General features: G+C 70.2%; 12 protein-coding genes. 6 read left to right on the top strand and 6 right to left on the bottom strand.

All coding sequences use genetic code 11. From position 1 onward, the window contains the following. Positions 1-196: 196 nt before the first annotated feature. Positions 197-709: a lecithin retinol acyltransferase family protein gene (locus ABY44_RS01745; RefSeq protein WP_060172813.1), complete on the top strand. Its 513-nt coding sequence runs from the start codon at positions 197-199 to the stop codon at positions 707-709. A 32-nt stretch (positions 710-741) separates the two neighbouring features. Here ABY44_RS01745 and ABY44_RS01740 read toward each other — a convergent pair whose 3' ends face one another. The 3 genes from ABY44_RS01740 to ABY44_RS01730 form a co-directional block, all read right to left on the bottom strand. Further along, positions 742-930, bottom strand: coding sequence for a hypothetical protein (locus tag ABY44_RS01740; RefSeq protein ID WP_060172812.1), 189 nt, complete (start codon positions 928-930; stop codon positions 742-744). Positions 931-1,098: 168 nt separating this feature from the next. Beyond that, entirely contained in the window at positions 1,099-1,890 is a 792-nt protein-coding gene (locus ABY44_RS01735) for a polysaccharide deacetylase family protein (RefSeq protein WP_060172811.1), read from the bottom strand. Further along, positions 1,887-2,849 (bottom strand): 1-phosphofructokinase family hexose kinase, encoded by a 963-nt coding sequence (locus ABY44_RS01730; protein ID WP_060082643.1) that lies wholly within the window; start codon positions 2,847-2,849, stop codon positions 1,887-1,889. The genes ABY44_RS01735 and ABY44_RS01730 overlap by 4 nt, the downstream gene beginning before the upstream one ends. A gap of 230 nt (positions 2,850-3,079) precedes the next feature. On the opposite strand from ABY44_RS01730, the gene ABY44_RS01725 reads away from it, so the two are divergent. Beyond that, positions 3,080-4,873, top strand: coding sequence for an adenosylcobalamin-dependent ribonucleoside-diphosphate reductase (locus ABY44_RS01725; protein WP_060172810.1), 1,794 nt, complete (start codon positions 3,080-3,082; stop codon positions 4,871-4,873). Positions 4,874-4,896: 23 nt separating this feature from the next. Here ABY44_RS01725 and ftsH read toward each other — a convergent pair whose 3' ends face one another. The 3 genes from ftsH to ABY44_RS01710 are packed head-to-tail and all read right to left on the bottom strand — an operon-like array spanning position 4,897 to position 8,039. Then, positions 4,897-6,810, bottom strand: coding sequence for an ATP-dependent zinc metalloprotease FtsH (gene ftsH, locus ABY44_RS01720; protein ID WP_060172809.1), 1,914 nt, complete (start codon positions 6,808-6,810; stop codon positions 4,897-4,899). Between the two features lie 33 nt (positions 6,811-6,843). Further along, positions 6,844-7,353 carry a BCAM0308 family protein gene (locus ABY44_RS01715; RefSeq protein ID WP_060082646.1) on the bottom strand — a complete coding sequence of 170 codons (510 nt, stop codon included), beginning with the start codon at positions 7,351-7,353 and terminating at the stop codon, positions 6,844-6,846. A gap of 38 nt (positions 7,354-7,391) precedes the next feature. Beyond that, entirely contained in the window at positions 7,392-8,039 is a 648-nt protein-coding gene (locus tag ABY44_RS01710; protein ID WP_060172808.1) for a BON domain-containing protein, read from the bottom strand. A 279-nt stretch (positions 8,040-8,318) separates the two neighbouring features. On the opposite strand from ABY44_RS01710, the gene ABY44_RS01705 reads away from it, so the two are divergent. From ABY44_RS01705 to ABY44_RS01690, 4 genes are all read left to right on the top strand, one after another. Next, positions 8,319-8,507, top strand: coding sequence for a DUF2964 family protein (locus ABY44_RS01705; RefSeq protein WP_027792317.1), 189 nt, complete (start codon positions 8,319-8,321; stop codon positions 8,505-8,507). Positions 8,508-8,715: 208 nt separating this feature from the next. After that, complete coding sequence (locus ABY44_RS01700) at positions 8,716-10,212, top strand: efflux transporter outer membrane subunit (RefSeq protein WP_060172807.1); 1,497 nt, start codon at positions 8,716-8,718, stop codon at positions 10,210-10,212. Further along, on the top strand, positions 10,209-11,282 hold the full coding sequence (locus ABY44_RS01695) for an HlyD family secretion protein (protein WP_027792315.1): 1,074 nt from the start codon (positions 10,209-10,211) through the stop codon (positions 11,280-11,282). Before ABY44_RS01700 ends, ABY44_RS01695 begins: the two co-directional genes overlap by 4 nt. Further along, positions 11,279-12,964 (top strand): ATP-binding cassette domain-containing protein (locus ABY44_RS01690; protein ID WP_431640783.1); only part of this gene is annotated, 1,686 nt, incomplete at its 3' end. The genes ABY44_RS01695 and ABY44_RS01690, both read left to right, overlap by 4 nt.

Here is a 12,964-nt window from a genome sequence, read left to right as displayed (position 1 = left end):
TCGGGCTGTCAGCCAATATTGAGCGGCGTGTCGGAAAACGCCGACACGGCGGCCCGACGTCGGACAGCAAGCTCAGACCGCGCTGATTGTCCGGCCATGTTCCGCCGCCAATACTGGAGACGTGACAGGATGCAACGCGTACCGCGGCTCGCGAGCAAGTGTTCCGCACGGCCGCCACCAGTTCCAGGAGCTGGCCATGACTCACCCGAACACAGCCCATGCCGACGATGCCGCGCCGCACCACGACCTTCCGGTCGGCGCCCACCTCGTGACCCGGCGCCCCGGTTACGTTCACCACGGGATCTACATCGGCAACGGCAACGTGATCCACTACGCGGGCCTGGCACGCAGTCCGGGCGGCGGCCCGGTCGAAGTCGTCTCCCTCGACGACTTCTGCGCCGGTTTCGGTCTCGCGATGGTCCGGCACGCGCGGGCTCCGTACGACGGCACGGAGGCGGCGCGGCGCGCAACCTCGCGCCTCGGCGAATGCCGCTACCGGCTGCTCACCAACAACTGCGAACACTTCTGCCTGTGGTGCCTGTTCGGCGTCGGCAGGAGCGAGCAGGTCGCGTCGTGCCTGCGCAACCCGCTTCACGGCATCGCCGTGGTCACCATGCTGCTTGCGTGCGTGCTGGCCGGGCGGCTGCATGCGGCATCCGTCGAACGCACGCCGGCCCCGCGTGCCTGCCCGGCTCGATGCGGGGCCTAGCGCGACCTGAATCGACCTGACGCCCCCGCCCCTCACCCGCGTGGGCGAAAGGCAGCATGCGCCCGCCCCCAACGTTTCGCCTGCACGATCGCGATACGGATCGCGCTGCCCTCGGCGCGCCCTTGCCGCAGCAGCGCGTTGGCGATCTCGATCGCCTTGCCGCGAACCGGCGGCGGCAGGTTCCGCATCGACGGCGGATAGCGTTCGTCATTCCACGGCATGGTCGATCCGGCTCGTACAGGCTGGCCGATCCCGCGGTGCCGGCCGGCGGAAATCGCGGCAGGAACGCAGCGATGGTGCAGCGGGCCCCACGGGATCCGGCCCGGCGTGAACCCCGACGGAGACGACATCGGCGAACGATGGCGGTAACCCCGCGATCCGATGATCGGTCACGGCTGCTCCCCGGCGGTTTGCAGCAATCCGTTCATGCATCGCGTGTCGCACGCATCCGTCATCAGATAGCGCGGCAATGCCATCGGGGGATCCGTCGGCCGAACGGGGCGGGCATCGATCGTGAACGCCGCGACATAGCCTTCGCGAGCGGCCAGCCGGTCGGTCTGCGCATCATGGACGCCGAACGGCCAGGCCAGCAGCCGGATCGGCCGACCGGTTTCGGACTCGAGCCGCTCGCGCGACCGGTCCAACTGGAACGAGACGAATCGCTGGTAATCCGCTTCAGTGCGCCGCGCGCGCTCGGTGGCGAAATTCGGATGCCAGTAGGTATGCGACTCGATGTCGTATCCGCCGGATCGGCCGAGCGCGCGCAACTGATCCCACGTCATCGCGTAGCGGGCGTTGGAAATCGCCGACGGATAGATGAACAGCGTGACCGGCACCGGATGCGCCGCCAGCAGCGGGCGCAGCACGTCGTAGACGGAACGGTGACCGTCGTCCACCGTGATCGCGACCGCGCGCGCCGGTAGCGCATCCGTCTGGCCATCGTGCCAGCGCACGACGTCGGCGAGCGGCACGATACGGTAGCCGCTCGCCTCGATCGCGTGCAGTTGCTCGACGAATGTCCCGGTGCGCACCGTCATCGAATCCACGCGTTGCGTCGCAAACCGGTGATAGACGAGTATCAGCACGCGTTGCGACACGGGCGCGACCGTGCCGGCGTCGGCGGACGACATCCGCGGCAGGCACGACAGCAGCAGCAGGCAGACGATCGCGCGCAAGCTCATGCCGCGCCTCGCGCCATGGCCGTGCCGCGTGCCTGCGCAACCAGTTCCGCATGAATCCGCTCGACGTCCTCGCGTGTACACAGTGCCGTACCGGGATGCTCGACCGACGCGGCCGATGCCGCCAGCGCATACCGGCACGCGTCGTCGAACGGCACGCCGCGCGCCAGCGCCCAGATCATCCCGCCGACGAAACTGTCGCCGGCACCCACCGTGCTGCACACGGCCGCGGGCCTGCCCGGCAGGCGCAGCGCGCGCTCGCGCGTGACGACCCATGCGCCGCGCGCGCCGAGTGTCAGCGCAACGATGTCGGCGCGCCCCTGCGCGACGAGCTCGCCCGCCTTCCGGCATGCCGACGCTTCGTCGAGCGGTTCACCGGCCAGCGCGCTCAGTTCGTCGAGGCTGGGCTTCACGAGATGGACACCGGCGTCGAGGGCGGCGCGCAGCGCCGGGCCCGCCGCGTCGACGACCACCCGGCTGCCGTTCGCCGCGGCCGTCCGCGCGAGCGTCGCATACAGGTCGTCCGGCGCGCCGGGCGGCAGGCTGCCGCTCAGCACGAGATAGCGCGGCGCGGGTTGCAAGGCCGCGATGCGGGCCGCGCAGTCGCGCCACTCGGCGGCCGTGACCAACGGCCCCGGCATCAGGAAGCGGTATTCACGCCCCGTCGCGGTCTCGGTCACGCACACGTTCTCGCGCGTCTCGCCGGCAATCCGCAGGCGGACGGACGGCACGTGTTCGGCTTCGAGCAGCAGCGTCAGCACGTCGCCCGTCGGCCCGCCCGCCAGGTACAGTGCAACGCAGTCGCCGCCGAGCCGGTGAACCGTCCGGGCGACGTTGATCCCGCCGCCGCCCGGGTCCCGCCTAGGTCGCGCGCAGCGCAGCTTGTGCGTATCGACGATATGTTCGACCGACGTCGAGACATCGACGGCCGGATTCAACGTGACGGTAACGATCTCGGTCATGGCGCGTGGTCGGTGGAAGACACGATTCGCGGGCTTGCGCGGCGCCCGCCCGCGGCCGTGCCGCGTTCCGGCCATCGACGCAGGCCGGCCCTGCCACCACCTTACGCATGCCCCTTCGCACCGCGTTGACGACCGTCAAACGATGCCGCAACCGCGCCGGATTGCGCTCGATCAACGACGCGGGCGGGCAGGCCCTTACAGTGAATCATCCGTCGTCGCCGAGCCCCGCCATGGACGAGCAGCCGCTTTGCACCACCGTGCTCGCCGAGCGCTATGCGCAGCCCGGCGAAACGTCGCGCGCGGCCGTCTTCCAGCGTGTCGCCCGTGCACTGTCACTCGCCGAGCCGCCCGCGCTGCGCGCCCGGGCCGAGCGCACGTTCTTCCTGAACCTGCAGCGCGGCGCGATCGGCGCCGGCCGCATCATGGCGAATGCCGGCTCGACGGCAGGCGGAACGATGATCAACTGCTTCGTCCACCCGCTCGCGGTTCCCGTGGAGACGCCGCTGCAAGGCACCGACGCGGCGCTCGCGCAGGCGCTCGACGACGCCCGGCTCACGCTGCTGATGGGCGGCGGAATCGGCTACGACTTCTCGCCGGTGCCGCCCGCCGGCGCGTACGAACGCCGCCTGTCGTCCGAACGTGGCGCCTGCGCGGCGATCGACCGCTTCGATGCGATGTGCCGCACGCTGCCGTTCACCGGCCCGCGCCGCGGCGCGCAGATGGGCGTGCTGCGCTGCGATCATCCGGATCTGGCCGCGTTCGTCACGGCCAAGCGCGGGCGATCGCGCTGGCCGACCTTCAACCTGTCGGTCGGCATCACGGACGCGTTCATGGAAGCGGTCGCGCACGATCTGCCATGGGCGCTCGTCCATCACGCGCCGCGCCACGCAGCCGACGTTGCGTCGCCGCGGCGGCAGGACGGGCGCTACCTTCATGCGACGGTTCCTGCTCGCAAGCTGTGGCAAACGATCGTCAACGCCGCACGCGACAGCTCCGAACCCGGGCTGCTGTTCCTCGACACGATCCGCGACGCGAACCCGCTGCGCGAGCACGAGCGGATCGACGCGACGAACCCGTGCGGCGAACAGCCGCTGCCGCCCTACGGCAGCTGCGTGCTCGGGCCGATCGACCTGTCGCGGTTCGTGCTTCATCCGTTCGGCATCGGCGGCGAGCCGCAATTCGATTTCGCGGCGCTTGCCGACGCGGTGCATGTCCAGGTGCGCCTGCTCGACGATGTGCTCGACCTCACCGCATGGCCGCTCGCCGCTCACGCACGTGAAGCGCATCGGACACGGCGCATCGGTGTCGGCGTGACGGGCCTGGGCGACGCGCTGACGATGCTGCGGCTACGTTACGACAGCGTCGAGGCGCGCGCATGTGCGCGCAGCATCGCATTGACGATGCGCGAGCACGCGTTTGCCGCATCGGCCGCGCTGGCCGCCGAGCGCGGCGCGTTTCCCGCCTACGATCCGGCCGCTTACCTGACCGGCCCCGCCTACCGCATGCGGCTGCCGCTGAAGGTGCATCACGCGATTGACCGGCACGGGCTGCGCAACAGCCATCTGCTGTCGTTCGCGCCGGCCGGCAGCGTGAGTCTCGCGTTCTGCGACAACTGCTCGAACGGCATCGAGCCGGCCGTCGGCTGGACTCAGCGCCGGATGGTCCGCACGGCAGACGGGCAGGTGCGCGCGTTCCGGGTGCAGAACCATGCTTACCGGCTGTTTCGCGCGCTGCACGGCGACGGCGTCGAGCTGCCGGACTATTTCGCTACCGCGGCCGAGATCGCACCGCTCGATCACGTCGCGATGCTCGCGGCGCTCCAGCCCTGCGTCGACGCCGGCATCTCGAAGACCGTGACGCTGGACAGCCAATGTTCGCTGGCGCAGGTCGACGCGCTGTTCTTCGCGGCGTGGCGCGACCGGCTCAAGGGCATCACGGTGTTCCGCCCCGATCCGCGGCTCGCGTCGGTCGTCACCGACGACACCGCGCAACTGCGCGACGGCGCGGTCTGCATCGGCTGTTGAGCGGCCCGATCGCCGGTCGCGGGTCAGGCCGACGTGTCCGTGGCCGCTACCGGCTCCGCATCGGCTCGCGCCGGTTCGGGCGCCGCGCCGCGATCGTCCGGCGGCGTAATGAGCGCCACCAGCGTGTCGTGATCGATCGACTCGTGCTGCAGCAGGCACCGCGCGATCCGTTCGAGCGCGTCGCGATGCTCGCCGAGCGTCGCCGCGACGCGGACGTGCGCGTCTTCGAGCAGCGCACGCACCTCCTCGTCGATCAACTGCGCGGTGTGTTCGCTGCACCGGCCGTCGCCCGGCGTCCATACGCCGGGTGAACCGCCTTGCGGCGTCGCGTCGTCCAGCGTCGCCAGGCCGAGCTTCGCGCTCATCCCGTACTGCATGACCATGTGCCGCGCCAGCGCGGTCGCTCGCTCCAGGTCGTTCTGCGCGCCCGTCGACACGTCGCCGAACACGAGTTCCTCCGCAACGCGCCCGCCGAGCAGGACGTCGAGCCGCTCGAGCAGCTCGCTCTTGCGCAGCACGTAGCGATCCTCGGTCGGCACCTGCTGCGTGTAGCCGAGCGCCGCGATGCCGCGCGGGATGATCGACACCTTCTTCACCGGATCGCAATGCACGCGGCTTTGCGCGATGAGCGCGTGCCCCGCCTCGTGGTACGCGATGGTCCGCTTTTCCTCGTCGTTCATCACGCGGCTCCTGCGCTCCATGCCCGTCATCGCGCGATCGATCGCCTCGTCGAAGTCGGCCATGCCGATCGCCGGCTTGCCGAGTTCGGCCGCATGCAGCGCGGCCTCGTTGACGACGTTCGCGAGATCGGCGCCGACGAAGCCCGGCGTGCGCTGCGCCAGCTCGGCAAGGTCGACCTCCGGGGCCAGCTTCACGCGCTTCGTGTGCACGGCAAGGATCTGCTTGCGGCCGGTCAGGTCGGGCCGGTCGATCGCGATGTGGCGGTCGAAGCGCCCGGGCCGCAGCAACGCCGGATCCAGGATCTCCGGCCGGTTGGTCGCGGCCATGATGATCACGCCCGAATTGGCCTGGAAGCCGTCCATCTCGACGAGCAGCTGGTTGAGCGTCTGCTCGCGCTCGTCGTTGCCGGACATCAGGCCGACGCCGCGCGCCTTGCCGAGCGCGTCGAGCTCGTCGATGAACACGATGCACGGCGCCTTCTGCTGGGCCTGCTCGAACAGGTCGCGCACGCGTGCCGCGCCGACGCCGACGAACATCTCGACGAACGCCGAGCCGCTGATCGTGAAGAACGGCACGGCCGCCTCGCCGGCCACCGCGCGCGCGAGCAGCGTCTTGCCGGTGCCGGGCGCACCGACGATCAGCACGCCCTTCGGGATCTTGCCGCCGAGCCGCTGGTAGCGTTCGGGGTTGCGCAGGAACGCGACGATCTGCTGCAGTTCGGCCTTCGCCTCGTCGATGCCGGCGATGTCGTCGAACGTGATGCCGGTTTCCTGCTGCACGTACACGCGCGCCTGGCTTTTGCCCATGCCGCTGAAGTCCCGGACCCCGCCCGGCCTGCGCATCATGAAGCTCCAGAACGTCATGAGGACGATCACCGGCAATATCCACCCGGCAAGCGTTTCCAGCCAGCCCGAATCCGGCACGCCGCGATAGCGGATGCCGGCGGCCGTGAGTTCGGTGACGAGGCGATCGTCAGCGACCCGGTTGGTCGTGAAGCGCCACGGCGGCCCGGCCTTCTTCACGGCGGCCGCGTCGGAGGCCGGCAGGTTCGCAGCGGCCTCGGGCATGCGCAGCACGCCCGAAATCGACGACTGGCCGATGTCCAGATCGTCGACGAGCCGCGCGTCGACCAGACGGTGAAAGTCGCTGTACGGGATCGACGTCGTTGCCGGCCGGGTCATCAGCAGCTGATACGCCACCAGCGCGGCAAACACGAACGGGATCAGCAGTCCGGAGTAATCGAATGATTTTTTCATCGCATCAGGCCCGCTCGCCGGACACCCCTCCGTTCATGCGTCGTTGCGCGTCCATTGCGCGCGCAGGATGTCCTCGCCGTCGCGATAGTGGATCGCGAGATCGCCGTGATGCGCATGCAGCAACGCTTCCCCCAGCCGTCGCACCATGTGCACGCCCGTCGTGCGGACGACGAGCGTATCGGCGGATTTCTCGATTTCCATGATGCGTTCGAGCGCGTGCTCGCTCGTCTCCAGAATGGCCTGGCGCTCGAGCAGGTCGAGAATCGTCGCCCGGTGCGCGCACAGGTATGCGCCGTGCAGCACCAGTTCGCCCGCCGGCAGGTTTTCCCGCATGCGCTTGCAGGCCGGGCATTCGAGCTGGCGCCGGTCGAGCGGCGTCGCGTACCACGTCCAGCGGCCCGCGTCGCAGACGGCGCCGCAGCCTTCGCAGATCCTGTCGCCCTTCGGCCGCTTCGGATCGCGGTAACTGTCCTTCGTATGCGGCTGCATGCGCCTGTCGTGGCGCAGAGGGTGTCGGCCGGGGCCGGAATTCGAACGGTTCATGACTGCGTCTCCTCGCAGTGGACGGCACTGGCGAGCCGTCAGCCGACGGTGAGCCGGTCGACGACCTCCCGGACACCTCTCACCGACCCGGCCGCCCCGCACGCGGCGCGCCTTTCGGCGAGCGACGCGACCTTGCCCGTCAACGTGACGACGCCGTCGGCCGCGTCGATCGCAATTCCCGCGGATTCGCGCCGCGCGCGACGCGCAAGCGCTTCGGCGATCCGCGTGCCGACGTCCGGCACCGTGTGGTCCGTGCGCACCCGGATCCGGTTCGCGACGCCGACGACGCCGATCATCCGGCTGACCATCTTTTCCGCCGCCCGGCTCTGGTATGCATGATCGACTTCACCGTCGAGCGTCACGCAACCGTGATCGACCTCGACGCGAATCTTGTGATCGCGCAGCGCCTCCTGCCAGCCGAGCGCGAACGTGATCGCGATCGCCAGCTCCTGGTCCGCGCACGCGTTCTCCGGCGGTGCAACGTTCAGTTCGAGCACGAGCGCGCGTGCATCCTCGACGTGCAGCGCCGTTTTCTGCGCCTCGAGTTTCTGGGCCCAGCTGTCGACCGTGCCGCGCAACGTCACGATCCGGTCGCGTACGTCGACGTCGATCCGCCGTGCATCGACCGCCGGATTCCAGAACAGCGCCTGCTCGACATCCTGCTTGAGTGCTGCATCGGACTTCATTGCCGTCTCCTGTCGGCCCGTGCCGGTCGCGACATTCGCGATCGGCGATGGGGCCGCACCGGATTCAGCATCGCGCAAGGCGGCGCCGGCGGTTTGACGAGGATCAATCAACGCCGTGCTTGCGGCAGCCGCACTCGCGCACACTCGATCCCGATTTTTCCGTTGACGCAGATCAACTGCGCGACGGGGTGCGACGCGATCATGTCCCCGGCCGCCGCGGCATTCGTGGCGGCCCGCACGCTTCGTATCGTTGCGACAGCCGCTCCCCGGGAGACCGTCATGAACCGCAGGCAATACCGCATCTCGCTGGCGACGCTCAGCGTATTCATCGCGCTCGCATCGCTGGCCGGCATCATTCACGGCATGCTGTTCGACGAGCGGGTTTTCAGATACTCGATCGTCACGCTGATCCTGAGCATCCTCTCGTTCGCCGTCCTGCTGAACCTCGCCCCTGGCGACCGGCCGTGACGCGTGCGACCGCGTCGGGCCGGCGCAACCCGCCGGCCCGGGGCCATGTTCCGGCGCGCCTGTCAACCGAAGCACCGCTCGAAACGCATTCCCGCCGAAGTGATGCAGATCAAGGGTAGGAGCGTCAATCGTCGGATATAAGTGAACCCGAAGCGGCGACGCCACAAGGCGGCGCCACCCCGCGTTTCCGTATTCGCCGAGGCTTTCCATGCGCGCCACCGCGCTTCCCGTCGTGTTCCGCATTGCAGCTTCCCGGTACGGGCGTTTCGTTGCGCTCGCAACGGGTATCGGCCTGCTGTCCGGATGCCTGTCGCTCGCCCCGCCGGACCAGCGTCCCGCCGCGCCGATCCCCGCCGCCTTTCCGGATCCGTCGGCCGGCGCCACGCCCGCGGCCGCGCCGGTGCCCGCATGGCAGGACTACTTCGTCGATGCGCGCCTGCGGGCGCTGATCGCGCAGGCGCTGGCCAACAATCGCGACCTGCGCGCGGCCGTCGCGCGCGTCGAACAGGCCCGTGCCGTCTACGGCATCCGCAGCGCGGACCAGTGGCCGACGATCGGCGCCGGCGCGGCCTATGCGCGATTTCGCGCACCGGGCGGGCTCCTCACGCCCACCCCGTTCATCGGCCAGGCCTACGAGGTCCGCCTGGCCGAGACGCAATGGGAGCTCGATTTCTGGGGCCGCGTGCGCAACCTGAAGGACGCGGCGCTGCAGCGCTATCTCGCGAGCGATGCGGCCCGGCGTGCCGCGACGCTGAGCGTGATCACGTCGGTCGCCAACGCGTACCTGACGCTGTGCGAGTACGACGAGCGTATCGCGCTGACCCGCGCGACGATCGACACGCGCCGCGAGTCGCTGCGGATTTTCCGGCTTCGCCATGCGGCCGGCGCGATCTCGCGCCTCGACCTGACGCAGGCCGAGATCCTGCTGCAGCAAGCGGAATCCCTCGGCGCCCAGTTGCAACAGGCGCGCGCATCGGCGGCCGATGCACTGGCCCTGCTGGTCGGTGCGCCGCCGGATCTGGCCGGCACGCCGCTCGCGCTCGACGACGCCGCCGTCGCGCCGTCGCTCGCCCCCGGCCTGCCCTCGTCGCTGCTCGCGCAGCGGCCGGACGTGATCGCGGCCGAACACGAACTGCAGGCGTCCCGCGCCAACATCGGCGCGGCGCGCGCCGCGTTCTTTCCGCGCATCGCGCTGACGAGCTCGATCGGCTCGGGCAGCAGCGCGCTGCATGAGTTGCTGACGTCCGGCACCGGCGTCTGGTCGGTGATCCCGAACGTGACGCTGCCGCTGATCGACGGCGGCCGCAACCGCTCGAATCTCGCGCTCGCGCACGCGCAGCACGACGAAGCGCTCGCGCGGTACGAGCGGACGATCCAGAGCGCGTTTCGCGACGTGTCCGACGCGCTTGCGTCCCGCTACTGGCTGGCCGACGAGGTGCGTATCGAGCGCGCCACGCTGGATTCTCAGGCCGAGCGGGCCCGCCTCGCGAAGCTGCGCTACGACAGCGGCGCGACCCGCTTCCTCGAGGTGCTCGACGCGCAGCGGGACCTGATGAACGCGGAGCAGCAATGGGTGATGACGCGTCGCGCGCTGTTGTCGAGCCGCGTCGCGCTGTATGGCGCGCTCGGCGGCGCCACGCACGACGGCGACGCGGCTCTCGCGCGACCGACCAACGAATCGACGAATCCGGATTCCACACGATGAAAACCCTCAAGCGCCCTCTTCTGATCGGGGCAGGCGTCGCCGTGCTCGCGATCGGCATCACGTATTTCGGATGGACGCGCTGGCGTGACGGGCAGGCCGATGCCGGCCTCGTGAGCGGCAACGGCCGCATCGAGGCGACCGAGATCGACGTCGCGACCAAGCTGCCGGGGCGCGTCACCGCGATGCTCGTCGACGAAGGCGACTTCGTGAAGGCCGGGCAGCCGCTCGCGCGCATGGACGTGGTCGTCCTGCAGGCACAGCTCGACGAGGCGCGCGCCCGGGAGGCGCAGGCCGTGAACACGGCGGCGAGCATCGACGCGCAGGTCGCGCAGCGGCGCAGCGACAAGGCGGCGGCCGAGGCCGTCGTCGTCCAGCGGGAAAGCGAACTGGATGCGGCGACACGGCGGCTCGCGCGCTCCGAAACACTGTCGCGCGACGGTGCGTCGTCGATGCAGGAACTCGACGACGATCGCGCGCGCGCCGGCAGCCTGCGGGCGACCGTGAATGCCGCGCGTGCGCAGGTGCAGGCTGCCCAGGCCGCGATCGACGCGACCCGGGCCCAGCTGGTCGCCGCGCACTCGGCGGTGACGGCCGCGCAGGCGACCGTCGCGCGCGTGCAGGCCGACATCTCGGACAGCGACCTGACCTCGCCGCGCGACGGGCGCGTGCAGTATCGCGTGGCCGAATCGGGCGAGGTGCTGCCGGCCGGCGGCAAGGTGCTCAACGTGGTCGACCTGTCGGATGTCTACATGACGTTCTTCCTGCCCGAGACGGTCGTCGGCCGGGTGCCGCTCGGCGCCGACGTGCGGATCGTGCTCGATGCCGCGCCCGAATACGTGATTCCAGCCCGCGTGTCGTACGTGTCGAGCACCGCGCAGTTCACGCCGAAGACGGTCGAGACGGCCACCGAGCGGCAGAAGCTGATGTTCCGGGTGAAGGCGCGCATCGACCGCGACCTGCTGCAGCGCCACCTGAAGCTCGTCAAGACCGGGCTGCCGGGTGTCGCATGGCTGAAGGTCGATCCGAACGCCGCGTGGCCCGCGCGCCTCGCGATCAAGGTGCCGCAATGAAATCGGCGCTCCCGGCCGATACCGGTGCCGGCGCGACCGAAACGCCGCCGGCGCCCGCGCCGGTCGCGCGGCTGTCCGGCGTCTCGCTGCGCTACGGCGACAAGGCCGCGCTCGACGACGTGACGCTCGACATCCCGGCCGGCCGCATGGTCGGGCTGATCGGCCCGGACGGGGTCGGCAAGTCGAGCCTGCTCGCGCTCGTGTCCGGCGCACGCGCGATCCAGCAGGGGCGCGTCTGGGCCCTCGGCGGCGACCTGGCGTCGCGCCGTCATCGCGCGCGCGTGTGCCGGCGCATCGCCTACATGCCGCAAGGCCTGGGCCGGAACCTCTACGCGACGCTGTCCGTCGAGGAAAACCTGCAGTTCTTCGCACGGCTGTTCGGCCACGATGCGGCGGAGCGGCGCCGCCGGATCGACGCGCTCACGCGCAGCACCGGCCTTCACCCGTTCCTGGATCGCCCCGCCGGCAAACTGTCCGGCGGCATGAAGCAGAAGCTCGGCCTGTGCTGCGCGCTGATCCACGATCCTGACCTGCTGATCCTCGACGAACCGACGACCGGTGTGGATCCGCTGTCGCGCGCCCAGTTCTGGGAACTGATCGCGCGCATCCGGGCCGCCCGCCCGGCGATGAGCGTGCTGGTGGCGACCGCGTACATGGACGAAGCCCGGCGCTTCGACCGGCTGATCGCGATGGACGCCGGGCGGGTGCTGGCGACCGGCAGCCCGGACGAGCTGCTGGCCCGCACCGGGTGCGACACGCTCGAAGGCGCATTCGTCGCGTTGCTCCCGGACGCGCAGCGGCGCGGGCACGAGCCGATCCGGATCGCGCCGTTTCAGCCCGAACCCGCCGCCGGCTACGCGATCGAGGCCGACGGGCTGACGATGCGGTTCGGCGATTTCGTCGCGGTCGATCACGTGAGCCTGCAAATCCGGCGCGGCGAGATCTTCGGCTTCCTCGGCTCCAACGGCTGCGGCAAGTCGACGACGATGAAGATGCTCACGGGCCTGTTGCCGGCCTCCGAAGGCACGGCGACGCTGTTCGGCCAGCCGGTCGCGGCCGACGACATCGACACGCGCCGGCGGGTCGGCTACATGTCGCAGGGGTTTTCGCTGTATGGCGAGCTGACCGTCCGGCAGAACCTCGTGCTGCATGCGCGCCTGTTCGGCGTGCCGGAGGCGGACGTACCGGGGCGGATCGACGAAATGGCCGGGCGCTTCGGGCTCACCGGCGTACTCGACGCGTTACCCGAAAGCCTGCCGCTCGGCATGCGGCAGCGGCTGTCGCTCGCGGTCGCGATGGTGCACAAGCCCGAACTGCTGATCCTCGACGAGCCGACGTCGGGTGTCGATCCCGTCGCGCGCGACGACTTCTGGCGGCTGATGATCGAGCTCGCCCGGCAGGATCGCGTGACGATCTTCATCTCGACGCACTTCATGAACGAAGCCGAGCGCTGCGATCGCATCTCGCTGATGCACGCGGGCCGGGTGCTCGCCAGCGCGTCGCCGGGGGAACTCGTGCGCATGCGCGGCGCCGGCACGCTCGAGGAGGCGTTCATCGCGTACCTGACCGACGCGCAGCGTGCGGACAGCGTCCCGATGGACGCCGCGTCCGACGCGGGCTGGCTGAGCGCGCCGCCCGAGGCCCCCGCCAGCCGGGCCGGCGCCGCCCGCGCGGCCGCATGG

The organism is Burkholderia sp. ZZQ-2 (genome assembly GCF_050768715.1).
In the GTDB taxonomy this organism is placed as follows: Bacteria; Pseudomonadota; Gammaproteobacteria; order Burkholderiales; family Burkholderiaceae; genus Burkholderia; species Burkholderia cepacia.
The sequence above is the reverse complement of the archived record's forward strand: the minus strand, read 5'-3'. Positions and strand labels throughout refer to the sequence as shown.